Origin of the sequence: Streptomyces sp. NPDC005955, from assembly GCF_042871255.1 — a bacterium.
GTDB lineage: Bacteria > Actinomycetota > Actinomycetes > Streptomycetales > Streptomycetaceae > Streptomyces.
In genome coordinates this window covers 192,194-214,883 of sequence record NZ_JBIAIF010000014.1, presented here as the reverse complement: position 1 = coordinate 214,883, position 22,690 = coordinate 192,194, and the positions used below count along the sequence as shown (strand labels likewise).

Genomic DNA, 22,690 nt, shown 5'->3' with positions numbered 1-22,690 from the left:
GAGCTGGGGGTTCCGTCGCCGGCGAGCCCACTGCTTCGTCCGGGCCCGATCGGCCCGGTCGGGGTTCAGTCGGAGCGGGTCAGTCGTCGTCCCACTCGTCGTCGTCCCGGTCGAAGTAGTCCGGCTGGGTCTGGACGTTCAGCTCGTGCAACCTGACCCGTTCCGCGGCGTTGGTGCGGCGGTCGTCGAGCTTGAGCACGTCGAAGCCCTTGGCCATGTCGTTGGAGTAGATGTACCCGTTGTAGTAGTACGCCGACCACGATCCACCGGCGACCAACCTGGTCGTGCTCAGCGGGCCGCGCTCGAAGTAGGCGATCTCCTTGGGCTCGGTGGAGTCGGTGAAGTCCCAGACCGAGACGCCGCCCTGGTACCACCCCTGGACCATGAGGTCCTTGCCCCGCACCGGGATGACGGATCCGTTGTGGGCGACGCAGTTCTCGGTGTCGGCCTGGTGGCGCGGGATCTTGAAGTAGCTGCGGAACACCAGTTCGCGGTGGTCACCCCGGCCGACGATGTCGTAGATGCCGTTGGCGCCGCGGTCCGGGCCGATCGCCGCGTTGCAGGTCGCGGCGCCGCCGCCGCCCAACTCGTCGGTGAAGACGACCTTCTTGGTGTCCTGGTTGAAGGTGGCGGAGTGCCAGAACGCGAAGTTCACGTTGTCCTGGACGACGTCGATCACCTTCGGGCGTTCGGGATCCTTGATGGAGAAGAGGATGCCGTCGCCCATGCAGGCGCCCGCCGCCAGGTCCTTCGACGGGAGCACCGTGATGTCGTGGCACCCGGTGGTCTTGGAGACGCCCGGGTTGGTGGGTCCGCCCGGGTTGCCGCCCCCGTCGGGGCCGCTACCGGGGAAGAGCACCGGGAAGTTGACGACCGCGGCCTGCTGGGGCGCCTTCTTCGGCACCTTGATGACCGAGATGCCGTCGTGCGGGGGCTGGCAGTCGGGGAACGCCGCGTTCGGGGAGTACGACGAGACGTAGACGTAGACGTTCTTCCGGTCCGGCACCAGGGTGTGGGTGTGCGAGCCGCAGGCCGTCTCCACGGCGGAGACGTACTTCGGGTTGCGCTTGTCACTGATGTCGAAGACCTTGACGCCCTCCCACGAGTCCTTGACGCTCGCGGGTTGGGACGTGCTGGCACAGGAGTTGTCGCTGCGGGACGAGTCGGTCGACAGGAACAGCAGGTTGCCGGAGACCGAGATGTCGTTCTGCGAACCCGGGCAGAGCACTTGCGAGACGGTCTTCGGTGCCTTCGGATCACTGATGTCGAAGATCCGGAAGCCGTCGTAGTTGCCGGCGAACGCGTACTTGCCCTGGAAGGCCAGGTCCGAGTTGGTCCCGGGGAGCGCGTCCTTCGGGATGTTGGCCAGGTGCTTGATGTTGTCGGAGTGGACGATCTCGTCCTGGCCGGGTATCTCGCCGGCGGTTATCGCCTCCCTGGTGTCCCGGGCGTCCTCCTGGGACACCCGCTCGGGGGTCGACGGGGCGTCGCCGGGGTCGGGGATCGCCGCCGCGGGTGCGGCGGTGACCAGCGTGGCGAGCAGCCCCACCACTGCGGCGGCGACTCCCAGGCGTCTGCGCCGCGTTCGGGGATCGTTCGACAGGGTCACTGCGTCCTCCCTCTTCGCCGTTCACGGTGTGGAACGGTTCAGGAACACCCGCAGTATCGTCTTCATCATGCTCATATCAATAGGGGGGCAACGCAATCGTCACAAAGGCTTTCGATCACCGCCCGCGGAAGGGTGCTAAGACGGTAGACGGCACACCCAACCCGTCCCCTCCGCCCGACGGCGACCCCACAGGGGCCGCCGACACCCCCTCCACCCCGCCGTCAACTCCCCCCGCTTCGCAGGAGGATGCCTTGTACCGCAGTCGCAGCAGCCAGGACGAAGCACGTCGGACGCCGGCCGCAATCCGCCGCAACCCCCGCCGCCAGCAAGGCCGTTCGGGTGTCGCACTGCTCTGTGCGGCCCTGCTGCTGACCCTCGCGGGTTGCGATGCGGAAGGGTCCGGCGGGGCGGCCCCGCAGAAGGCGGCGGGGCCCTCGGTGATCGCCCCGGGGAAACCGGGCGAGGGGGCGGCCACCCTCTCGGCGGGGGAGGCGAAGAAGCGGCTCGGTGACGATTCGCCCAACTCCGCGGACTTCGACTACGTCCAGATGATGATCAAGCACCACGCCCAGGCCCTGGTGATGACCGAACTCGTCCCGGCGCGCGCCGGGTCGGGAAAGGTCAAGCGGCTCGCCGCCCGGATAGCCGCCTCACAGAAGCCCGAGATCGGCGCCATGGAGGGCTGGTGGGAGAGCAACGGCGGACCGAAGCACAGCGCCGGCAGCGGCCACGCCCACGCGTCCATGCCGGGCATGGCCACCGAGGCCCAGTTGGCGAAGTTGCGGGCCGCCCGGGGCGGGGCGTTCGACGAACTGTTCCTCGCTCTGATGATCACGCACCACGAAGGGGCCGTGACGATGGCCGCCGACGCGCTCTCGGAGGGCAACAACGTCCTCGTGGAGGAGATGGCCAACGACGTGATCGCCCAGCAGACGGCGGAGATCGGACGGATGCGCGGGCTGCTGTGACGCGGCCGCCCCGCGACCGGAGCACCCGGGTGCCGTGGTCCGGTCGACGCCCGGTCGCGGGGCACGCCCACTGATGCCGAGCCGACGAAGGGCCCACCGGAGCCTCACCCGGGCCGGGCTCCGCCTGGGCCCTGTCGGGTCGCTGCTCAGGGGGTGACCCGACGCGCCTCCTCGGCCGCCGCGGCGGCGAGCACGCTGAGGACCAGGCCGGGGAAGAGCGCGTCGAGGTCGCCCTCCCGCAGCCTGCTGTACTTCGCGGTGCCGCGGTAGTGCTGTTGGATGACGCCCGCCTCGCGCAGCACCCGGAAGTGGTGCGTGGTCGTCGACTTGCTGACCGGCAGCGGGAAGTGTGAACAGGGGAACTCATCGCCGGATTCGGCGAGTTCCCGTACGACGCGCAGCCGCATCGGATCGGCGAGGGCGTGCAGCACGGCTTCCAGGGTGATCTCTTCGCGGCGCGGGTGCGCCAGTTCACGACTGCTGGTGGTGGCGGTCACGGCGGCTCCCGGGTCTGTTCGGTGGGTCCAGTGTACGGCTTGGTTCGACACTCATCGTAGTTTGACAGTTGCCGTACTACGAGGGCTATCGTACTACCCAACGCCCCGTTCGCCGGCCCCGGTTCACCACATCCGCGGGCCGCGCCACGGAGCGTCCGCCGCCCGGCCCCCTGAAGGGAAACCGCCATGAGCGCCCTGTTCGAACCCCTCACCCTGCGGTCGCTGACCATCCCCCACCGGGCCTGGATGGCCCCGATGTGCCAGTACTCCGCCGCGCCCGTCGGACCGCAGGCCGGGGTCCCCACCGACTGGCACTTCGCGCACTACGCGGCACGCGCCGCCGGCGGCACCGGACTGATCCTCACCGAGGCGACCGCGGTCAGCCCCGAGGGACGGATCTCGATCGCCGACGTGGGTCTGTGGAACGACACCCAGACGGAGGCGTTCCGCAGGATCGTCGACTTCCTCACCGAGCAGGGCACCGTCCCGTGCGTGCAACTCGCCCATGCGGGCCGCAAGGCCTCGACGGACGTCCCCTGGCGCGGTGGCGGTCCGGTCGGCCCCGAGGCGCACGGCTGGCAGACCGTCGGACCGAGCCCCCTGCCCTTCAGCCCCGAGCACCCCGCCCCTCGGGAGCTCACGACCCAGGAGATCGCCGAGATCGTCGAGCAGTTCGCAGGCGCGGCACGGCGGGCCCTGGCGGCCGGGTTCAAGGTGGCCGAGATCCACGGGGCGCACGGCTATCTGATCGGCGAGTTCCTCTCACCGCACGCCAACCGGCGCACCGATGCGTACGGCGGGTCGTTCACGAACCGGAGCCGCTTCGCGCTGGAGGTGGTCGACGCCGTCCGCGCGGTCTGGCCCGACGAGTTGCCGCTGTTCTTCCGGATCTCCGCGACCGACTGGCTGGAGAGCGACGGTTGGACCGTGGACGACACGGTCCGTTTCGCCGCCCTGCTCCAGGAGCACGGGGTGGACCTGCTGGACGTCTCCTCGGGCGGCACGGCGTCCGGAGTGCGCATCCCGACCGGCCCCGGCTACCAGGTCCCGTTCGCGGCCCGGGTCCGCGCCGAGACGGGGTTGCCGGTGGCGGCGGTGGGTCTGATCACCGGGGCGGAGCAGGCGGAGCGGATCGTGGCGAGCGGCGAGGCCGATGCCGTCCTCCTCGGCCGGGAACTGCTGCGCAACCCCTCGTGGGCCCAGCACGCGGCCCGGGAACTCGGCACGCGGATCACGGTGCCGGACCCGTACCTGCGCGCGGCCTGATCCCGCGGACGGGGCGGGGGACCCTGCGGGGCGGGGACGGGCTAGCTTCGGTGGTGTGCACACCACCGCCACCGGGTCGGCCCGGTTCCCGCGCCCCTCCCTGGTCACCGCCCTGACCCGGGGTCCGCTGGTGCTGGACGGCGGGCTGTCGAACCAGTTGGAGGCGCAGGGCGAGCGCGTCGACGGCGACCTGTGGTCGGCGCGGTTGCTCGCGGACCGTCCGGAGGCGGTCGTCGCGGCGCACCGGGCGTACTACGAGGCGGGTGCGGACATCGCCACCACGGCGAGCTACCAGGCGACCTTCGAGGGGTTCGCCCGGCACGGCACGGATCGCGCGCGGGCCGCGGAGTTGCTGCGGGCGAGCGTGACCCTGGCGCGGGAGGCGGCCCGGACGGCACCGGGCGGGCGCCCGCGCTGGGTGGCCGCCTCGGTGGGTCCGTACGGGGCGATGCTGGCGGACGGCTCGGAGTACCGGGGTCGGTACGGCCTGACGGTGGCGGAACTGGAACGGTTCCACCGGCCCCGGCTGGAGGTCCTCGCCTCCGCGGGGCCCGACGCGTTCGCCCTGGAGACGGTGCCCGACGTGGACGAGGCCCGGGCCCTGCTCCGTGCGGTGCGCGGGCTCGGGGTGCCGGCCTGGTTGTCGTTCAGCATCAGCGGGGACCGCACCCGGGCGGGACAGCCGCTCGCCGAGGCATTCGCGGTGGCGGCCGGGGCGGCGGAGGTGTGTGCGGTGGGCGTGAACTGTTGCACCCCGGCCGCCGCGGACGCCGCGGTGGCGCTGGCGGCGCGGATCACCGGCAAGCCCGTGGTCGTGTACCCCAACAGCGGTGAGCGCTGGGACGCCGCGCGGCGCGCCTGGGTGGGCCCCGACCGGTTCGCCGCCACAGCGGTGGACGGCTGGCTGGCGTCGGGCGCACGGCTGGTGGGCGGCTGTTGTCGGGTGGGACCGCGCGCACTGGCCGGGGTCGCGGAGCGGGTGGCCGCACGGTCGCGGTGACCCCGCCGGACGGGGGCCGGCCACGGTCGCGGCCCCCGTCCGGGGTGCGCGCGTCCCGTGGCGGCCGGCCGGCCCTACGGCGGAGGTGCCGGGCGCACTGGACGGCGGGGCGAGCCGGACCCCGTCGAACGCGGGCGGGCCGGCGGTGCTCCGGCCCGATGTGGACCCGGACCCCCGCGGGGGCGCCCACGGGGGTGCACCGGACCGTCCGGCCCCCGGTCCGGCTCCCCTGCTGCGCGGCCGCCGGAACGTGTACCCCCGCGACGGTGCGGGAGCGCTCCCGCACGGGCGCCGGTCGGGGGCGCCGTCGACCCGCGGCACCGCAGGGACGGCGGGAGCGGGTCGTTCGGGGCGAGCGCGGGGGCGTCCACCAGGCTCCGCTGCGGGTCGACCGCCCGCTGACCGGCGCCGTCCTGCGTTCCGCGGACCGGACGGGGCGGCGGGCGGGCGGTCACCGGCGCGCGAAGTCCCCTGCGGCACGGCCCTCCGGGAGGCCCCGCGCATCGACCGGGGGACCCCCCACGAGCGGGTCCCCCAACGATCGCAACGGCGAATTATATGCCCCGCCGAACGGCGGAGAGGTCCGGGTCCGCCCCGCCCCGCATCCCTCGGGCGCCCCGTGTGTGCACGCCGCAGTCACCCCATAACACGGTGCAACAGAGGGCCATTTCAGCCACGCGGCCGAAAATCACCGTGACGAAAAACATCATGGAGTCTTCATTCCCTTTCGAAACCTGCACACGCTCGTACCCGTTTCTCTAAGGGAGGGATAAGGAACCGACATCCCCTGTCATGGAAGGAGACCACCGTGGTCCCCGTATGCCCGTACTGCAAGCGTGTGGAGTGCATCTGCCGGGCCCTCGGGGGCGTCACGCCAGGGGAATCGCGTGGCCGTCCCGGGGCAAGGAACCGCATGACACGGCGGTACTCTTCGAGCCGCGCGGGCGCCCACCGCTCCGCGTGGGTCTCACCGCACACCTGAGCATCCTTGGGGGCACGTCCGCGTGGCAGCACGACCTTTGCACGAGATCGTCGAAGCGGGTTGGGCCAAGGCCCTGGAACCCGTCGCCGACCAGGTCGCCAGGATGGGCGACTTCCTGCGCGCGGAGATCGCCGCGGGCCGCACCTACCTGCCCGCCGGAGCGCACGTGCTGCGTGCCTTCCAACAGCCCTTCGACGAGGTGCGGGTCCTGATCGTGGGTCAGGACCCCTACCCGACGCCGGGGCACGCCGTGGGGCTGTCGTTCGCGGTGGCGCCCGAGGTGCGCCCGCTGCCCGGCAGCCTGATCAACATCTACCGGGAGCTCACCAGCGACCTGGGGGTCCCCCCGCCCTCCAACGGTGATCTGACCCCCTGGACCCGCCAGGGGGTCCTCCTGCTCAACAAGTCCCTGACCACCGCTCCCCGCAAGCCGGGAGCGCACCGGGGCAAGGGCTGGGAGGCGGTCACCGAGCAGGCCATCCGTGCACTGGCCGCCCGCGGGCGGCCCCTGGTCTCCGTCCTCTGGGGCCGGGACGCCCGCAACGTCCGCCCCCTCCTGGGCAACCTCCCCGCCGTCGAGTCCGTCCACCCCTCGCCGATGTCCGCGGACAACGGCTTCTTCGGCTCCCGACCGTTCAGCCGCACCAACGACCTCCTGGTTCAGCAGGGCGCGCAGCCCGTCGACTGGCGGCTGCCGTGACGGCCGGCCCCGTCGTCCTCGCCGTCGACTCCGGGGGCTCCGGGCTGCGCGCGGTGCTGGCCGTGGACGGACGCCCCCGCTCCGCGCCGCTCCGCTCGGCCCGACCGGTGCGGACCGGGCCGCAGGGGATCGACGCCGAACACTTCCTGGAACAACTGGTCCCGATGGCCCGCGCGCTGCTGGCCGACGCCCAGGTCACCGAGGTGCCGGCGGCAGCCGTCGGGGCCGCCGGCATGGCGACCCTCGGCGACCGGCTGCGCGCCGAACTGCCGGGCGCACTCGCCCGGGAGTGGGGCGTGCGCCGGCTGGCGCTGGCCGCCGATGCCGTCACCGCCTACGTGGGGGCCCTCGGGTTCCGCCCCGGCGCGGTCGTCGCGGGCGGCACCGGCATGATCGCCACCGGAACGGACCTCGTCTCCTGGCGGCGCGCCGACGGCTGGGGCCATCTGCTGGGCGACTGCGGCGGCGGGGCCTGGATCGGCCGGGCGGGACTCGACGCCGCGATGCGCGCGCACGACGGGCGGCGGGGCGGCTCGGCCGCGCTGCTCGCGCGCGCCGAGGCCGTGTTCGGACCCGCTCCGGACCTGCCCGGGCTGTTGTACCCGCGCAGCGACCGACCCGCCGTCCTCGCCTCCTTCGCACCCGAGGTCGCCGCCTGCGCGGCCGAGGAGGTCGCCGACCCCGTGGCGCAGGACGTCCTGCGGCGGGCCGCCGCGCACATCGTGGAGGCCGCGGCGGCGGTCGCGCCGCGGTCCGCGCAGTGCGAGGTGGCGTTCACCGGCGGGGTGTTCAAGATGGGCGCGCCCCTGCTCGATCCGCTCGCGGAGGAGTTGGCCCGACAGTTGCCCGGCGCGCGCAGGACCGAGGCCGAGGGGGACCCCCTGCTCGGTTCGGTGCGGATCGCGACCGGGCTCCTGACCGACGGTCCCGGACTGCCGATCGACGGGCGCATGTTGTCGTCCCTGCACACCGAAGCGGACGATGAAGAACGGGTGTTCCGGGCTCATTCGTCCGGTAAATCTGATGAATCAGACAAAATATGACAGATACCGCTCACCCGCCCCCTCCCCGAACAGAGAGGGGGGCAAAGCCAGTAGCATGCGGCGCCATGAGCACCCCCACTGGGCCGGCCAACGACCTGCCCGTACGAATGCCGCGCCCCCGCCAGTCGGGGCGCCATCGCCGCCCTGAACCCGCGGTGGCACCCGACGGAGCACCCGCCCTGGTGCTCGCGGTTCCGGGCACGCCCAGTGGACCCGTCCGGCTGCTCGCCGACGAGGTCGTGAGCATCGCCCGTTCCGAGCTGCCCGGCCTCAACGCCCGGATCGGCTACCTCGACGGGGACGACGACGAGTTCCCCTCGCTCTCGACCGTCCTCGCGCGCACCGCGCAGGACCGCACCGCCCGCTACGAACTGGCCCGCGCGGCGGGCTCCGACGCGGCGGAGCCCGATGGCCCCGTCGCCGTCGTCGTCCCCCTGCTCGCGGGTGCCGACGGCGCCCTGCTGCGGGAGATCCGCCAGGCCATCGCCCGGAGCAAGGTCGCCGCCGAGCTGACCGACGTCCTCGGCCCGCATCCGCTGCTCGCCGAGGCGCTGCACGTGCGGCTGTCCGAGGCCGGGCTCGCCCGTGCGGACCGTGCCCGGTTGTTCACCGTGGCCACCGCCGCCGACGGCATCGTCATCGCCTCGGTGGGCGGCGAGGAGGCAGCCCAGGCAGCCGGCATCACCGGCATGCTGCTGGCCGCCCGCCTCGCCGTGCCGGTGATGGCCGCCGCCCTCGACAAGGAGGGCTCCATCGCGGACGTCGCCGAGCAGTTGCGCTCCTCCGGGTCGGGGCAGCTCGCGCTCGCGCCGTACCTGATCGGTCCGGAGATCGACCCGAGCCTGCTGGAAGCGGCGGGCAAGGAGGCGGGGTGCGCCGTGGCCGAACCGCTCGGCGCCTACCCGGCCATCGGCAAGCTGGCCCTGTCGAAGTACGCGACCGCACTGGGGATCCCGCAGACCGGAGCCGGCGCTCCGGTGCGCTGACGGGGGCGCCCGGCCCGCGTCCGCCCACCGGGCGGAGCGGAACCCGGGCCCCCCTCAGGACAGTACGACGCAGGACGCGGCGGGAACCTCCACGGAACCCGCGTGCCGCGGCAGGCCGGTTTCCGTGTCGACACCGAACCAGGTCACGTCGCCCGAGCGCTCGTTCGCCACGTAGAGACGGCTCCCCGTGGCGTCCAGGGCCAGGTCACGCGGCCAGTGGCCGCCGCAGGGGACCGTCGCGAGGAAGCGCAGGCGAGCGCCGCCCTCCTCGACCGCCAGGACCGAGATGACGTCCTCACCGCGGGTGGCGGTCCACACGAACCGACCGTCGGGCGCCACGACCACCGCGGACGGGTACGCGTCGCCGTCCGGGGCGCCGGGCAGCACGGAGGTCTCACCGAGCGGCCGGAGCACCCCCCGGGCGGCGTCCCAGTGGCAGACCGTCAGGGTCGGGGCCAGCTCGTTCAGTACGTAGGCGTGCGTCCCGTCCGGATGGAAGGCCAGGTGGCGGGGGCCGCAGCCGGGGCGCAGGGCGATCTCCCGGTGCACCTGCGGCTCCCCCTCGCGGTCCAGGTCGAAGACCCGGACGGAGTCCGTCCCGAGGTCCACGCTCACCGCCCAGCGCCCGCCGGGGGCGGGCAGCACCTGGTGCGCGTGCGGAGCGTGCTGGCGCTGCGGGTGCGGGCCGTTCCCCTGGTGGACGAGCACCCCGGAAGGCCCGTCGGCGAGGGTGCCGTCCGCGCGCAGCGGCACGGCGCTGACGCTGCCGGAGCCGTAGTTGGCGGTCACCACGTGGTCCGCGTACAGGGCGAGGTGGGTGGGCCCGTCGCCGCCCACCGGAACGGGCGCCCCCAGGGGGCGGGGGTGCCCGTCGGTGACGTCGAAGGCGGCGACCGCACCGACGGAGGTCTCGCTCACCGCGTACAGGGTCGACCCGTCCGCGGCGAGCGCGAGGTACGAGGGGTCGGCCACGGCGTCGGTCGCGCCGAGCAGGGCGAGAGCACCGGTGGTCGGTTCCACGGAGGCCGCCACCACGCCCGGCCCCCCGGCTGCGGTGAACGATCCGACGTACGCTCGACCGGCTTCCCTGCGCCCCGCTGTCACTGCTGTCCCCTCTCGGCTGCCAGATTGCTGCGCCGACGGTAGCAGCCGAAGATGATCGGTCTAGACCAAGTCCGGAACGACGTCTTCAGCACCCCGCTGCGGGGGCTGCGGGTGGTGGACGAACGCCGGCCGCAGCTGCGTGTCGTCGTAGGTCCGGTGGAAGACGGGGGTCGCGCTGCCGGAGATCGGCGGCACGATCCACGACCAGTCGGCGCCCACCGCACGGCCGACCCGCTCCTCGCGTTCCAGATGGGTGAGGAAGCGTCGGGACTCGGTGTGGTGGTCGGTGACGGTGACGCCGGCGCGGTCGAAGGAGTGCAGGACGGCGAGGTTCAACTCGACCAGGGCCCGGTCCTTCCAGAGCGTGCGGTCACTGCTGGTGTCGAGCCCGAGGTGGCGGGCGAGCACGGGGAGCAGGTCGTACCGGTCGGTGTCGGCGAGGTTGCGGGCACCGATCTCCGTGCCCATGTACCAGCCGTTGAACGGGGCGGCCGGGTAGCGGACGCCCCCGACCTCCAGGCACATCCCGGAGACCGCCGGCACGGCGTGCCACCGCAGGCCGAGGTCGGCGAACCACGGGTACCCGGGATGGCTGAGGGGGACCTCGTGCACGGCGTCGGACGGCAGCTCGAACCAACGGGGAGGCCCTTCGGCACCCCGGACGACCAGCGGCAGCACGTCGAAGGCGGTTCCGGGGCCGCCGGGCCAACCGAGGCGCAGGGCGAGGGCGGTGAGGTCCGCGTTGGCCGGGTCGCCCAGGACGGTGCCGTCCGCCCGGCGGTAGCCGGCGTACCTGACCAACTGGTCGTTCAGGATGCGGGGCCCGGGGCGGCCGGGGGCGTCGGGGGCGAAGACCGTGATCAGCGGGCGTATCCGCCCGTCGCGGCTGGCTGTGCGCAGGTGCTCCACCGCGGCTGCGGCGATGTCCTCGGCCGAGCGGAGGTGGCGCAGGTCGCGGACCCGCAGCGAGCGCCAGTACAGACGGCCTATGCACCGGTTGGAGTTGCGCCAGGCCACCCGGGCGCCGTACGTCAGCTCCTCGGCGGTGTGCCGGTACGTCCCGGTGCGGGCGATCTCGTCGTGCACGGCGGCGATGCGGTCGGCAGGGCACCCCTGGCCCTCCTCCTCGTGGTGGAGGGCCAGGAACTCGGTGGCCGCCCGGCCCAGCGCCGCCGTGCCGGCCGGGTCGGGGGTCGCGGGTCCGCCGGAGCGGACGGGCCCGGCGCCCACGGGCTCCCCGGGCGGCGCGTCCGGCGACGGGCCGTCGGGGTGGGGCGCGGAGTCGGGGTGTGCGGCGTCGAGGGGCACGCCCCTCGGGCACCCGGCCTCGCGCTCCACGGACGGGTGGCCCACGGACTCGGACAACACGGACCCGGGGAACACGGGACAGACCGCCGTCGCGGTCGTCGTCACGGTCCCGGTCCGGTACGGCAGGTTCGGCATGCACGTCCTCAGCCGACCCGGACCGCTCGCTGCGGCCCCGGACGGCACGTCGTCGTTTCGCCGCGCGGCACTTCCCGGCGGCCCGGTCAACCCCACTGGCGCCCCGCGCTGCTGATGAGCGCACGGCTTCCCCCTCCGCCGAGTTCCACTCCCGCCCCGCGCGGCGGGCCGACCCACGGTCCACACCGAACATCCGGAGAGTGACGGAGGAGATTCGGAGCGTATCCGGGACGAGGTCGGGGCGCAGGCCGCCCCGGGAGACCGGGGGGCACGAATCGATAACAAGGGGGCGCGCTCATTGATGCGCGCGCCGTCGATCCCGGCGGCTCCAGCGCCGCCCTCCGATCGGACCGCGGCCGCCGCCCGGGCAGGCGCCCCCGGAGGCGCGGCCGCCGGGGGCGCACCCGCCTCAACTGGGTTTTGGTCCAGACCTATTGACGGTAGGTCTGGACCAACTTACGGTATGGGCGCGCGCACCTCCCCCACTGCGACACCTCCCCCACCCCCACCCCCACCCCCACCCCCACCCCCACCTCCGCGCACCCAGCCGACCCCACCGCCCCACCGCACCGCCCCTCCCTCACGTTCCGCGTACGTCTCCGGGTTCCCCCCACCCGGGAGTCGGCACGCCCCCACCGTGCGTCGACTCCTGCCGTCCACCGCCGAGGCACGCCACCCCCCACGTGTGCGTGACCCGGTTCGAAGGGAGCACACAGCATGTTCCGCAGCATCGGCCGGCGCGTCCGGCTGTTCGGCATCGGCATCGCTCTCGCGACTTCCGCCCCCTTACTCGGCGCCGCCGCCTCCGGCGCCGCCCACGCCGCCCCGACCGCCCCGGAACGGGCCGCCGTCAGTACCTGTCCGGTGAAGTCGAAGCCCGCCGGCAAGGTCCTCCAGGGGTACTGGGAGAACTGGGACGGAGCCGCGAGCGGCGTCCATCCCGGCCTCGGCTGGATACCCATCAACGACAGCCGGATCGCCCAGCACGGTTACAACGTCCTCAACGCCGCCTTCCCCGTGATCCGTTCGGACGGAACGGTGCTGTGGGAGGACGGCATGGACAACCGGGTCAAGGTGCCCACCCCCGAGGAGATGTGCGCGGCCAAGGCACAGGGGCAGACGATCCTGATGTCGATCGGCGGCGCCGCGGCCGGGATCGACCTCAGCTCCAGCACGGTCGCCGACCGGTTCGTCGCGACGATCGTCCCGATCCTCAAGAAGTACAACTTCGACGGCATCGACATCGACATCGAGACCGGCCTCGTGGGCACCGGCAACATCAACACCCTGTCCGCCTCCCAGGCCAACCTGATCCGCATCATCGACGGGGTCCTCGCCCAGATGCCGTCCAACTTCGGCCTGACGATGGCCCCCGAGACCGCGTACGTGACCGGTGGCAGCGTCGTCTACGGGTCCATCTGGGGCTCGTACCTCCCGATCATCAAGAAGTACGCGGACAACGGCCGGCTGTGGTGGCTGAACATGCAGTACTACAACGGCGCCATGTACGGCTGCTCCGCCGACTCGTACAACGCCGGGACGGTCGCCGGGTTCGTCGCGCAGACCGACTGCCTCGACCGCGGGCTCGTCATCCAGGGCACCACCATCCGGGTCCCGTACGACAAGCAGGCGCCCGGCCTGCCCGCCCAACCCGGCGCGGGCGGAGGCCACATGACGCCCTCTCAGGTGAGTCAGGCGTGGAACCACTACGGTGGCCGACTCAAGGGCCTGATGACCTGGTCACTGAACTGGGACGGCTCGCGCAACTGGACCTTCGGCGACAACGTGAAGGCCCTACAGGGTCGCTGACGACCCTTCAGAACCTCCGGGCCGAAGTCGTGGGCGGCCCGGGGAATCGGGCGGGGTCCCGAGCCATGGAAGCGGCCATGGTTCGGGGCCCCGCCCATCCTTGTGGCCGGCCCCGGTCGGCGCACCCCGCCGCCGACCGCCCCCCTCCGGAGACCCCGGATCAGGGGGCTTCAAAATAACAACCCTTCTTTTTCTGCCCGTTACGCAAGATCAGTAATGGTCTAGACCTTGACGCGGCCTCCCCCCAAACGCTTGGGTAGCTCGTACACCCGTTACGGCGTGCCCAGGGACAGAGTCAACTGGGCTTGTCTGGCACGCCTGTTGACGCGCGAAAGGGAAAGTCGTGCTCAGAGAACGTATGAAGTCGCTCATGGTGGGTCTCGCCACCGCGGGCTCACTCGCTGCAACGATCATGGTGCCGGCCACCACGGCGAACGCCGCGACCGGCACGGACGAGTGCGCCATCGCACCCACCTGGTCCGCCGGAGCGAACTACCAGACCGGTGACATCGTCAAGTACTCCGACGGAAGCGTGTACGTCGCCGAGCGCGACAACCCCGGGTACAACCCCGTGACCAGCACGTACTACTGGGACCCGTACACCTGCGGGGGCAACGGGAACCCGAACCACAACAGCTTCGTGGTGAGCGAGGCCCAGTTCGACCAGATGTTCCCGAACCGGAACCCGTTCTACACGTACAAGGGTCTGACGGACGCCATGAAGGCGTTCCCGAAGTTCGCCCACACCGGTACGGACACGATGCGCAAGCAGGAGGCCGCGGCCTTCCTCGCGAACATCAGCCACGAGTCCGGCGGCCTGTTCTACATCACGGAGATCAACAAGGACAACTACCCGCACTACTGTGACCGGGACATGCCCTACGGCTGCCCGGCCGGACAGGCGGCCTACTACGGGCGGGGCCCGATCCAGCTCAGCTGGAACTTCAACTACAAGGCCGCCGGTGACTTCCTCGGCATCGACCTCCTCAACGAGCCCTGGCAGGTGGAGACGAAGCCCGACGTCTCCATGATGACCGCCCTGTGGTACTGGAACACGCAGGACGGCCCCGGTCCGGTCACCGCCCACGACGCGATGGTCAGCGGCGCCGGGTTCGCCCAGACGATCAACGCGATCAACGGCACCCTGGAGTGCAACGGCGGCAACCCCCGGCAGGTCGAGAGCCGGGTGAAGCGCTACAAGCAGTTCACCCAGATCCTCGGCGTTCCGACGGGCGCCAACCTGTACTGCTGACGCCCGTGGCACTGCCGCACGGACGTGACTGAACGGCGACGGGCCGGGGGGGATCCCCCGGCCCGTCGTCGTTGCCCGTCCCACGGGTGCGGTCAGGTACCCGACTTCCGGCCGTACACGAAGACGTCGTCACCGTTGCGGAGGTAGGACCAGTACTTCTTGGCGTCGGCCTTGCGCAGGTTGACGCAGCCACGGGAACCGGGCGGGTTCCACATGCTGACGCTCGCGGCGTGGAACGCCTGCCCCCCGTCGAAGAACTGCGCGTACGGCATCGGAACGTCGTAGAGGCTGGAGTGGTGGTCGATGTTCCGCAGGTAGACCTTCTTCGAACCGGTGCGCGTCTCATCGCCGTTGCGACCGGTGCGGACCGGGACGGGGCCGTACTTGAGCCTGCTGCCGTCCTGGATCCAGCTGATCTGGAGCGTGAGGTTGACGCAGGCGATGCGCCCCCGGTTCGTGGGACAACGACCGTCCCTGTTGGGCCTGTTGCCCACGGCCTTCTGCTTGTTCATCAGATCCATGACGCCCCAGGTCACCGAGCCCGCGTAGCCGGCGGCCGGGGTGATGCCGTGCTTCTTCTGGAAGGCCCGGATCGCGGTGCAGTCACCCGCCGACTGCCTGCCGTCGACCGTCCGCCCGAGGAACTTCTCCACCTTCTTCTGGTGGGGCCCGGCCTGTGCGGTGCAGGACGCGGCACTCGCCGGCGCCGCACCCAACGCGAGCGTCAACGGCGCCAGCAGTCCGGCGACCCCCAGCAACACGACGGCCCCCCTGCGCTTCTCCCCCATGTGAACCCTCTCCCCTTCCCCGCGTGCCCCGCACGCCGGTCTCCGCGCCCACCGCGCCGACCCGATCCCGATGGCGCCCGATTCCGCTCGGTGCCGCCCTGCTAGACCCGGCTCCGGACCCACGGGTTGTCTGCATACGGCACCTGTCACGCAGCTCGGACGATTGTCACCGGAACCGGACATTCGGCGCCGCCCGCACCCCTCCGGAAGCCCACCCCCGAAGCCTGCGCGCCAAGGAACCCCCTCCACAAGTGCGTTGCCGGCCCATTACCGGCTGTTGACAATCCCCCCACCGTGAACTTAGGTATGCCTTACCTAAGTCGAACGGGTGTGGCGCCCTGAATCCACACCCGCTTCCCGTGCAAGAAAGGTGCTCACCAGATGAGTGCTGTGCTGTCCACCCGTACGGTCGCCCGCGCCGGTCTCGCCGTGGTCTCCGCCGCCGCGCTGACGCTCGGTCTCGCCTCCTCCGCTTCGGCGGCCACCGCGAACCGCACGATCGTCGACGGGTCCACCACCTACAACCTCTCCGTCACCGGCCCGAACACCGCCCCCGCCACGGGCGCCAACGTCACGGTCACGGGTACCGGCTACAACTCCTGGCAGGGCGTCTACGTCGGTCTGTGCGCGGTGAGCGGCGGGCAGGGCGCCAACAAGCCGACCCCGTGTCTCGGCGGCCAGGACGAGGCAGGCACGACGGGCGCTTCCTACTGGGTGTCCAACTTCGGTGGCGGCCTCCTCCCGAACAGCTCCACCTTCAAGAGCGGCGGCAGCTTCACGGCCAAGATCCACATCAAGGCCGACCTCGGCGGCGGCAACATCTGCGGCGACACCGTCGACTGCGCCATCGTCACGCGCGCGGACCACACCGACTCCAGCGACCGCAAGTACGACGTCCACATCCCGGTGACCTTCTCCTGACCCGACCCCCAGGCGGGTTCCGGCACCCGGTGCCGGAACCCGCCTTCGGTCGCGTACACCGGTCCCGTACGACAAGGAAGCCATGAAAGACACATCCCCCCGGGCACGCGACCACGCCGGCCCGAGATCCCGGACCATCGCCCTGGCCACCCTGGCCGCGCTCGGTCCGGCCGCGGTGCTCGCGGTCTCGATCGGTACCGGCTCCCCGGTACTGGCCGCGGCCGACACCCCGGGCTCCGGCACCGGTGCGCACGGTCAGGAACTGACGGTGTCGGCGACGAAGGGGCTCGACCCCACCGGCCAGACCGTGCGGGTCACCGGCAAGGGCTACGACGCGACCAAAGGCATCTACGTCGCCCTCTGCAAGGACAACGGTCCGGGCCGCACGCCCTCCCCCTGCGCGGGCGGCGCCGACATGACCGGCAGTTCCAAGACTTCGGCGTGGATCGTTCCCGAGAACGACCCCTATGCCGGCGAACTGGCCAAGGCGTACGGCCCGGGCGGCAGCTTCGACGTCGAGTTGGAGTTCGAGGCCACCTCCTCGTCGGTCGACTGCGCCACGGTCGCCTGCTCGGTCGTGACCCGCTCCGACCACCGCGCGCTGGGCGACCGTTCCCAGGACGTCCGCATCCCGGTGACCTTCGCGGCGGGCCCCCCGCCCGGCGGCATCGGCGTGGACGTCCCCGAGGGAACGGTGTCGTACCGCACCTCCGCGGAGTTCACCACGGCCGGGAAGCCGTTGGACGTCCTGGTGCACCCCGAGTCCCGCAAGCTGTACGTCGGCGCGGACAACCTCCCCGACACCGCGGACCTCGACGAGCGGGGCCTGTACGTCCTCGATCCCGCCGACGGCAAGGTCCAGTCGCACATCAGCCAGGCGCCCGGCCCGGGGGGCGCCCTGCGCACCGCGGCCGTCGCCCGGATCGTGGCACCGCTGCCCGGGGACGGGGTCCGCTTCCAGTACCCGCTGCGCGGCATCGGCAGTGCCAAACCGGGTGACACGGCGGCCCAGGGCGTGTGGCTCACCGGCTCGTCGGTCACCGACGCGGGGCCGGGCACCTCCGCGGCGACGGCCGTCCTGGTCGCGCAGGGCAGCAAACTGACCGAGGTCGATTCGGCGACCGGTACGACCCTGCGCGAGCTGACCCTGGAGAGCGGCAACCGCTTCGCGGTGGACACGGCGCGCAAGACCGTGTGGTTCGCCGACATCGGCGGCGGCAAGCTCTACCGGGTCGACACCGAGTCCCTGACGGTGAAGCAGACCGTCGAGCTGCCGCCCGTCGAGGGCGGCGTCACCGGCTTCGTGGAGGTGGACCCCACGACCGGCGACGTGTGGGTGGGGTCGGGCTCCGCCGTCCTGGTGCTGGGCCCCGACGGCAAGCTCGCCAAGACGCTGACCGGACCCGACCGGGCGATCGCGGTGGCGTTCGACGCCGCCAGCAAGCGGGCCTTCCTGGTCCGCCAGGACGGCGGCAACCCGAGCGAACCGGGCAACGACAACAACGGTTCGCTCACCACGTACGACACCGAGGACCACGCCCAGACCACCGAGCCGGTGTCACTGCCGGGCAACCACGGTCAACTCGGTTCGGCGACGGTCGCCGTGGAACCGGGCGGTGCCACCGTCTACGTGACGCACCCCGCCGAGGGCAAGGTCGTCAAACTGGTGCGTCAGATGTCGCCGAAGGTCACCGAGTCGCCCACCGACGTCTCCACCAAGCCCGGCGAGGAGGTCCGGTTGGCCGCCGCGGCCGAGGGCACCCCGGAGCCGACCGTGCACTGGCAGGTCAGCGAGGACGACGGCGAGACCTGGCGACCCGTGACGGACGCCGTCTCCGGGACGCTGACGTTCACCGCGACGCTGGCGCAGAACGGTGACCGGTACCGGGCCGAGTTCAAGAACGACGCCGGCACGACCCGTACCCGACCGGTGACGCTGACGGTCGCCGAGGAGTCGGAGACGACCGCCGGCACCACGTCCGGAACCGACGGCGGCGGCGCGGACGGCGGCACCACCGAAGGGAGCACGGACGGCGGCACCGACGGCGGTACGGACGGGGGCACCGACGGCGGCGGCACCGGTGGTTCGGACGGGGGCACGGACGCCGGCGGGACGACGGGCGGCACGGACGGCAGCTCCTCAAGCGGCACCTCAAACGGTGGCTCGACCGGCGGATCGAGCAGCGGCACGAGCGGCACGAGCGGCGGTGACGCCGGCGGGTCGAACAGTTCGAACAGCTCGGGCGGCTCGGTGGGCGGCGGCAGCGCCGGCGGATCCACCGGCGGCAGCGGTGACTCCGGCAGCGGCGGCGGAACGGGCGCACTCGCCTCGACCGGCACGACGGTGCTGTCCGCGGCAGCGGTGGCGGTGGGCCTGGCCGCCGCCGGCACGGTGCTCGTACGGCGCCGCGCGGGTTCGCGGAACACGGCGACGGCGCCGACAGGGCCGGACGGCGTCACGAGCTGACGTCCGTGTGCGGGGTCGTCGGTTCCGGTTCCTTCCGGGGCCGACGACCCCCGCTACGGTTCGGCCGGAACCCGTCCGGGCACCGCGCGCCGATCGAGGTAACCGTGCAGCCCGCCCGCCCCCGCGAGCATCGCCCGGGAACGGCGGGTCAAGGACCGTTGGCGTTCGGCGACGGCGTCGTGCAGCGCCTCGCCGCCGGCCGTGCCGTGCAGCCCGTCGAGCACGGTCCGGATCCGGTCGAGCGAGTAGCGGCCCTGCCGCAACAGCGCGACCATCCGTGCGTCCCGCAGTTCGGCGGGGCCGTAACAGCGGTAGCCGGTGCCCGCCTCGCGCATCGGGGTCAGGAGGCCCGCCGCCTCCCACACCCGTAGGGCCGAGGTCCGCACTCCGAGCCGGGCCGCCACCTCACCGATCCTGAGCCCGCCCCGGGGGACCCCGACGCCATCGTCCGCGCGGCTCCCGGCCTCCCCCGCCACCGCGTGCAACGCCGTACCGACCTCCCGCAACGCGGCACGCTGCTCGTGCAGTTCGGCGTGGCCCGCATCGAGCAGGGACAGCGCGAGCGGCACGTCGTCGGCGTGCACCGCCCGCATGATCGCACCGGCCCGCTCCACCCCGTACCCGAGGACCAGCGCCCGGTAGGTGAACAGGGCCTGTCGGTGCCCCTCGTCGAAACAGCGGTATCCGGATTCGGTGCGCGGGACGTGGGGCAGCACGCCGGCGACCTCGTAGTTGCGGATCTGCTGGGTGGAGACCCCGGCGTCACGTGCGAGGTCGACGGGGCGCAGCGCACGCCGCTCCGCCGCCCGGGGGTTCTTCGCCACACGGATCACCCTAGCCCGGCCCGGTGCGCCCGTGCTCCGGCCGCCGCCCGCACCCCGGCCTTCCCCCAGTGTCGTGGCGCGCGTGGCCGGTCCGGCATGTCGGACCGCCCGGGTCGCACCCGCTCTGGCAGCGTGGCCGTTCCGTGCCGTCCCCACCGTGAAAGGGCACACTCATGCGACACGTCTCCCTCGGCGGTCTCGACGTCCCCCGGCTCGGTCTCGGCTGCATGGGCATGTCGGCCTTCTACACCGGAGCGGGTACGGACGAGGCCGAAGCCGTGCGCACCCTGCACCGGGCCGTCGACCTGGGGGTGACGTTCCTGGACACGGCGGAGGTGTACGGGCCGTACACCAACGAGGAGTTGCTCGGCCGGGCGCTGGCCGGGCGACGGGACGAGGTGGTGCTCGCCACCAAGTTCGGCATCCTCTCCCACGAGGGGCGCCGGGGTCTGGACAGTTCGCCGGCCAATGTCCGGGCGGCCGTGGAGGGGTCCTTGCGACGGCTCGCCACGGACCGCATCGACCTGTACTACCAGCACCGGGTGGACCCCGACACGCCGATCGAAGAGACCGTGGGCACGCTCGCGGAACTGGTCGCCGAGGGGAAGGTCCGGTACATCGGGCTGTCCGAGGCCGCGCCCGAGACGATCCGCCGGGCACACGCGGTGCACCCGGTCGCCGCGCTCCAGACCGAGTACTCGCTGTGGACCCGGGACCCCGAGGCCGAGCTGCTTCCGCTCACCCGCGAGCTGGGCATCGGGTTCGTCCCGTACTCGCCCCTGGGCCGTGGTTTCCTCACGGGCGGCATCCGCAGTCGTGAGCAGCTGGACGACGGTGACTTCCGCAAGGACAACCCCCGGTTCAGCGAGGAGAACCTGCAACGCAACCTGCGGATCGCCGACGAGGTCGCGGCCGTCGGGCGGGACGTGGGGGCCACCGCCGCGCAGACCGCGCTCGCCTGGCTGTTGGCGCAGGGCGACACGATCGCGCCGATCCCCGGGACGAAGCGCGTGGCCCGGCTGGAGGAGAACGCGGGGGCCGATGCGGTGCGGCTCGGTCCGGAACAGCTGTCCCGGCTCGGTGCGCTGTCCGCCCCTTCCGGTGACCGCTACACGGACATGTCCCCGCTCAATGGCTGACCACCGCCGCACGGTGGGCTCAGGGTTGCTCCTGCGGTCGTCGTCCGGTTAGGGTCCGGGACGTGACTGCCGGGTCGGCCTTGCGCCGCGCACGAGTGAGGGTCCCGGCCCCGGAGTGATTCCGGGGCGGGCGAGGGCCCCGCCTTTCTGCTTCCTTCTCCCCGCACCGGGCTCCGCCCGGTGCTCTTGCCGACCCGTAGACGTGGTCGCGGCTCCCCTGAGCACGGCCCTTCCCTCCCACGGGACGTCCCGGGCGCATTTCGCGCTGCCGTCCGGTCGGACGGGCGGCCGCTCCCGCACGCGCGCCGCCGCACCCAGGTCGTGCGCGTGCCCCTCCCCCCGCCGAGACGGCTCCCTCACATCAGCCGCGGCGGCCCTGAGAAGCAAGCAGAAAGCAGGACATGCCCCAGAGTTTCAATGACCAGGTCATCGAGGAGTTCCGCGCCAACAACGGCCGGGTCGGCGGCCCTTTCGCCGGAGCCCGACTGATCCTCCTGACCACCACGGGCAGGCGCAGCGGTCGACCGCACACGACTCCCGTCGGCTACCTGCCGGACGGTGGTGAGCGCATCCTGGTCATCGCCTCGGCCGGCGGGGCGCCCCGGCACCCCGCCTGGTACCACAACCTCCTGGCGGAGCCCGAAGTACAGGTCGAGGACGGTGTCTTCGTCTTCCGGGCACGGGCCCAGGAACTGACCGGCGCGGAACGTGACGAGGCGTTCGCCCGGGCGGCCGAGGCGGACCCCGGTTGGGCCGAGTACCAGGCGAAGACGGACCGGGTGATCCCGGTCGTGGCGCTGGTGGAGGTCGCGGCAGGACCGCCGGTGATCAACTCGCCGTCGTTCGCGGACGGCCTGAAGGTCGTGCACGACGGCTTCCGACGGGAACTCGCCACCATCCGCGCGGAGATCGCCGCCGCGGGCCCCGAACTGGGCGCCCAGTTGCGGATGAACTGCCTCACCGTGTGCCAGGGACTGAGAAACCATCACCAGGGCGAGGACCAGGGCCTGTTCCCGTACCTCGGCACCCAGCACCCCGAGCTGAGGGCGGTCATGGACCGTCTGGAACGGGAGCACGAGTCGATAGCGGAGCTCGTCGAGGCGCTACGAAAGCTGGTCGCGGAGCGGGACGCGGAACCGACCGCGCTGCTCGCCGAGTTCGACCGGCTCACCCGTGAGTTGGAGCGGCACCTCACCTATGAGGAGGAACAGTTGATCCCGGTCCTCGCCGCGGCCGGCGGGTGACGCACCGCGCCCCGGGGCGGCCGTCGTCGGTGCGGTGAGGAGGGGGAGTCGTCGCCTAGGGCGTTTCCCTCGGCTCGTCTCGTCGACCGATGTGGATGGCGGCGAGGTAGATGGTGACGGTCTTGTCGTGTCGAGTGGCTGGGCCGCGCCACCATCTGAGCTTGTTGATGCACCGGTCGACGGTGTTGCGCTGCTTGGATGCCTCACGGTCGCAGGCCGGCGGGCGGCCACCGGATCGGCCTCGCTTCCTGCCCTTGGCGAGCTGGTCGGTGGGCTGCGGGATCACCGTCCGGATCCCGGCCGACGAAGGCAGGTTCGGATCACCCGGGAACGAGTACGCTTTGTCGGCTAGGACCGCCTCCGACATGGTCTGTGCCGGCCGACTGGTCGGGGAAACCGTAAGCGGGCCATGACCTGCGGGAATGCAGGTGGGCATGAACATCCGGTTCACCAGCTGGGTCCCTAGTTCTGCGTGCAGATGTACGCGGAGCTACTGCCGAGTGGGCGCCACATGCTGAAACTCGACGACAACTACCCCGTGCCGACGTGGAACGAGGTCTGCGGTCGAGCCGCCGTCCCCGCACGGTCCTGGCTCGGATTCGCCGCACCGGTGACGGGCGTGGGTATCCTTCCCTGCCTCTGGTGGCA

At 72.2% G+C, this 22,690-nt stretch carries 19 protein-coding genes; 12 read left to right on the top strand and 7 right to left on the bottom strand.

Translation table 11 applies throughout. The features are described from left to right. Window positions 1–79: 79 nt before the first annotated feature. Window positions 80–1,609 carry an LVIVD repeat-containing protein gene (locus ACFYOU_RS28190; protein ID WP_391309429.1) on the bottom strand — a complete coding sequence of 510 codons (1,530 nt, stop codon included), beginning with the start codon at window positions 1,607–1,609 and terminating at the stop codon, window positions 80–82. Between the two features lie 302 nt (window positions 1,610–1,911). On the opposite strand from ACFYOU_RS28190, the gene ACFYOU_RS28185 reads away from it, so the two are divergent. After that, window positions 1,912–2,577: a DUF305 domain-containing protein gene (locus ACFYOU_RS28185; RefSeq protein WP_391309459.1), complete on the top strand. Its 666-nt coding sequence runs from the start codon at window positions 1,912–1,914 to the stop codon at window positions 2,575–2,577. 146 nt (window positions 2,578–2,723) lie between these two features. Here the strand turns inward: ACFYOU_RS28185 and ACFYOU_RS28180 are convergent, their stop codons facing one another. Continuing rightward, entirely contained in the window at window positions 2,724–3,074 is a 351-nt protein-coding gene (locus ACFYOU_RS28180) for an ArsR family transcriptional regulator (RefSeq protein WP_391309427.1), read from the bottom strand. Between the two features lie 186 nt (window positions 3,075–3,260). Between ACFYOU_RS28180 and ACFYOU_RS28175 the strand changes: the two genes are divergently transcribed. From ACFYOU_RS28175 to ACFYOU_RS28155, 5 genes are all read left to right on the top strand, one after another. Beyond that, complete coding sequence (locus tag ACFYOU_RS28175) at window positions 3,261–4,340, top strand: tRNA-dihydrouridine synthase (RefSeq protein ID WP_391309426.1); 1,080 nt, start codon at window positions 3,261–3,263, stop codon at window positions 4,338–4,340. Window positions 4,341–4,395: 55 nt separating this feature from the next. Then, window positions 4,396–5,340 carry a homocysteine S-methyltransferase gene (gene mmuM / locus ACFYOU_RS28170; RefSeq protein ID WP_391309424.1) on the top strand — a complete coding sequence of 315 codons (945 nt, stop codon included), beginning with the start codon at window positions 4,396–4,398 and terminating at the stop codon, window positions 5,338–5,340. A 1,004-nt stretch (window positions 5,341–6,344) separates the two neighbouring features. Further along, on the top strand, window positions 6,345–7,022 hold the full coding sequence (locus tag ACFYOU_RS28165; protein ID WP_389773698.1) for a uracil-DNA glycosylase: 678 nt from the start codon (window positions 6,345–6,347) through the stop codon (window positions 7,020–7,022). Next, on the top strand, window positions 7,019–8,065 hold the full coding sequence (locus ACFYOU_RS28160) for a BadF/BadG/BcrA/BcrD ATPase family protein (RefSeq protein ID WP_391309420.1): 1,047 nt from the start codon (window positions 7,019–7,021) through the stop codon (window positions 8,063–8,065). The genes ACFYOU_RS28165 and ACFYOU_RS28160 overlap by 4 nt, the downstream gene beginning before the upstream one ends. Before the next feature lie 65 nt (window positions 8,066–8,130). After that, the gene (locus ACFYOU_RS28155) at window positions 8,131–9,051 is read left to right on the top strand and encodes a sirohydrochlorin chelatase (RefSeq protein WP_391309418.1); all 921 of its coding nucleotides are present in this window, start codon (window positions 8,131–8,133) and stop codon (window positions 9,049–9,051) included. Between the two features lie 54 nt (window positions 9,052–9,105). Here ACFYOU_RS28155 and ACFYOU_RS28150 read toward each other — a convergent pair whose 3' ends face one another. After that, window positions 9,106–10,155, bottom strand: a complete 1,050-nt coding sequence (locus tag ACFYOU_RS28150) for a beta-propeller fold lactonase family protein (protein WP_391309417.1) — start codon at window positions 10,153–10,155, stop codon at window positions 9,106–9,108. 60 nt (window positions 10,156–10,215) lie between these two features. Continuing rightward, entirely contained in the window at window positions 10,216–11,598 is a 1,383-nt protein-coding gene (locus ACFYOU_RS28145; RefSeq protein ID WP_391309415.1) for a nitric oxide synthase oxygenase, read from the bottom strand. A 729-nt stretch (window positions 11,599–12,327) separates the two neighbouring features. Between ACFYOU_RS28145 and ACFYOU_RS28140 the strand changes: the two genes are divergently transcribed. Then, window positions 12,328–13,407, top strand: coding sequence for a chitinase (locus ACFYOU_RS28140; protein WP_389773744.1), 1,080 nt, complete (start codon window positions 12,328–12,330; stop codon window positions 13,405–13,407). Window positions 13,408–13,750: 343 nt separating this feature from the next. Next, window positions 13,751–14,659 carry a glycoside hydrolase family 19 protein gene (locus ACFYOU_RS28135; protein WP_391309412.1) on the top strand — a complete coding sequence of 303 codons (909 nt, stop codon included), beginning with the start codon at window positions 13,751–13,753 and terminating at the stop codon, window positions 14,657–14,659. Window positions 14,660–14,751: 92 nt separating this feature from the next. On the opposite strand, the gene ACFYOU_RS28130 is transcribed toward ACFYOU_RS28135, so the two are convergent. Next, on the bottom strand, window positions 14,752–15,447 hold the full coding sequence (locus tag ACFYOU_RS28130) for a L,D-transpeptidase family protein (protein WP_391309411.1): 696 nt from the start codon (window positions 15,445–15,447) through the stop codon (window positions 14,752–14,754). 381 nt (window positions 15,448–15,828) lie between these two features. On the opposite strand from ACFYOU_RS28130, the gene ACFYOU_RS28125 reads away from it, so the two are divergent. Then, window positions 15,829–16,368, top strand: a complete 540-nt coding sequence (locus ACFYOU_RS28125) for a hypothetical protein (RefSeq protein WP_391309409.1) — start codon at window positions 15,829–15,831, stop codon at window positions 16,366–16,368. A gap of 82 nt (window positions 16,369–16,450) precedes the next feature. Then, complete coding sequence (locus tag ACFYOU_RS28120; protein WP_391309408.1) at window positions 16,451–18,835, top strand: hypothetical protein; 2,385 nt, start codon at window positions 16,451–16,453, stop codon at window positions 18,833–18,835. A gap of 53 nt (window positions 18,836–18,888) precedes the next feature. On the opposite strand, the gene ACFYOU_RS28115 is transcribed toward ACFYOU_RS28120, so the two are convergent. Further along, window positions 18,889–19,665, bottom strand: coding sequence for a MerR family transcriptional regulator (locus ACFYOU_RS28115; protein ID WP_391309458.1), 777 nt, complete (start codon window positions 19,663–19,665; stop codon window positions 18,889–18,891). 167 nt (window positions 19,666–19,832) lie between these two features. Between ACFYOU_RS28115 and ACFYOU_RS28110 the strand changes: the two genes are divergently transcribed. Continuing rightward, window positions 19,833–20,798, top strand: a complete 966-nt coding sequence (locus ACFYOU_RS28110; RefSeq protein WP_389773678.1) for an aldo/keto reductase — start codon at window positions 19,833–19,835, stop codon at window positions 20,796–20,798. Window positions 20,799–21,199: 401 nt separating this feature from the next. Next, window positions 21,200–22,042 (top strand): nitroreductase/quinone reductase family protein, encoded by an 843-nt coding sequence (locus ACFYOU_RS28105; protein WP_391309406.1) that lies wholly within the window; start codon window positions 21,200–21,202, stop codon window positions 22,040–22,042. A gap of 55 nt (window positions 22,043–22,097) precedes the next feature. On the opposite strand, the gene ACFYOU_RS28100 is transcribed toward ACFYOU_RS28105, so the two are convergent. Beyond that, complete coding sequence (locus tag ACFYOU_RS28100; RefSeq protein ID WP_391309405.1) at window positions 22,098–22,493, bottom strand: hypothetical protein; 396 nt, start codon at window positions 22,491–22,493, stop codon at window positions 22,098–22,100. Between the last annotated feature and the right edge of the window lie 197 nt (window positions 22,494–22,690).

What these genes read in the sequence shown, in the direction of transcription:
- ACFYOU_RS28175 (WP_391309426.1), top strand. Translation starts at nt 3,261, where the DNA reads ATGAGCGCCCTGTTCGAACCCCTCACCCTGCGGTCGCTGACCATCCCC.
- ACFYOU_RS28130 (WP_391309411.1), bottom strand. Translation starts at nt 15,447, where the DNA reads ATGGGGGAGAAGCGCAGGGGGGCCGTCGTGTTGCTGGGGGTCGCCGGA.
- ACFYOU_RS28110 (WP_389773678.1), top strand. Translation starts at nt 19,833, where the DNA reads ATGCGACACGTCTCCCTCGGCGGTCTCGACGTCCCCCGGCTCGGTCTC.
- ACFYOU_RS28155 (WP_391309418.1), top strand. Translation starts at nt 8,131, where the DNA reads ATGAGCACCCCCACTGGGCCGGCCAACGACCTGCCCGTACGAATGCCG.
- ACFYOU_RS28120 (WP_391309408.1), top strand. Translation starts at nt 16,451, where the DNA reads ATGAAAGACACATCCCCCCGGGCACGCGACCACGCCGGCCCGAGATCC.
- ACFYOU_RS28125 (WP_391309409.1), top strand. Translation starts at nt 15,829, where the DNA reads ATGAGTGCTGTGCTGTCCACCCGTACGGTCGCCCGCGCCGGTCTCGCC.
- ACFYOU_RS28145 (WP_391309415.1), bottom strand. Translation starts at nt 11,598, where the DNA reads ATGCCGAACCTGCCGTACCGGACCGGGACCGTGACGACGACCGCGACG.
- ACFYOU_RS28105 (WP_391309406.1), top strand. Translation starts at nt 21,200, where the DNA reads ATGCCCCAGAGTTTCAATGACCAGGTCATCGAGGAGTTCCGCGCCAAC.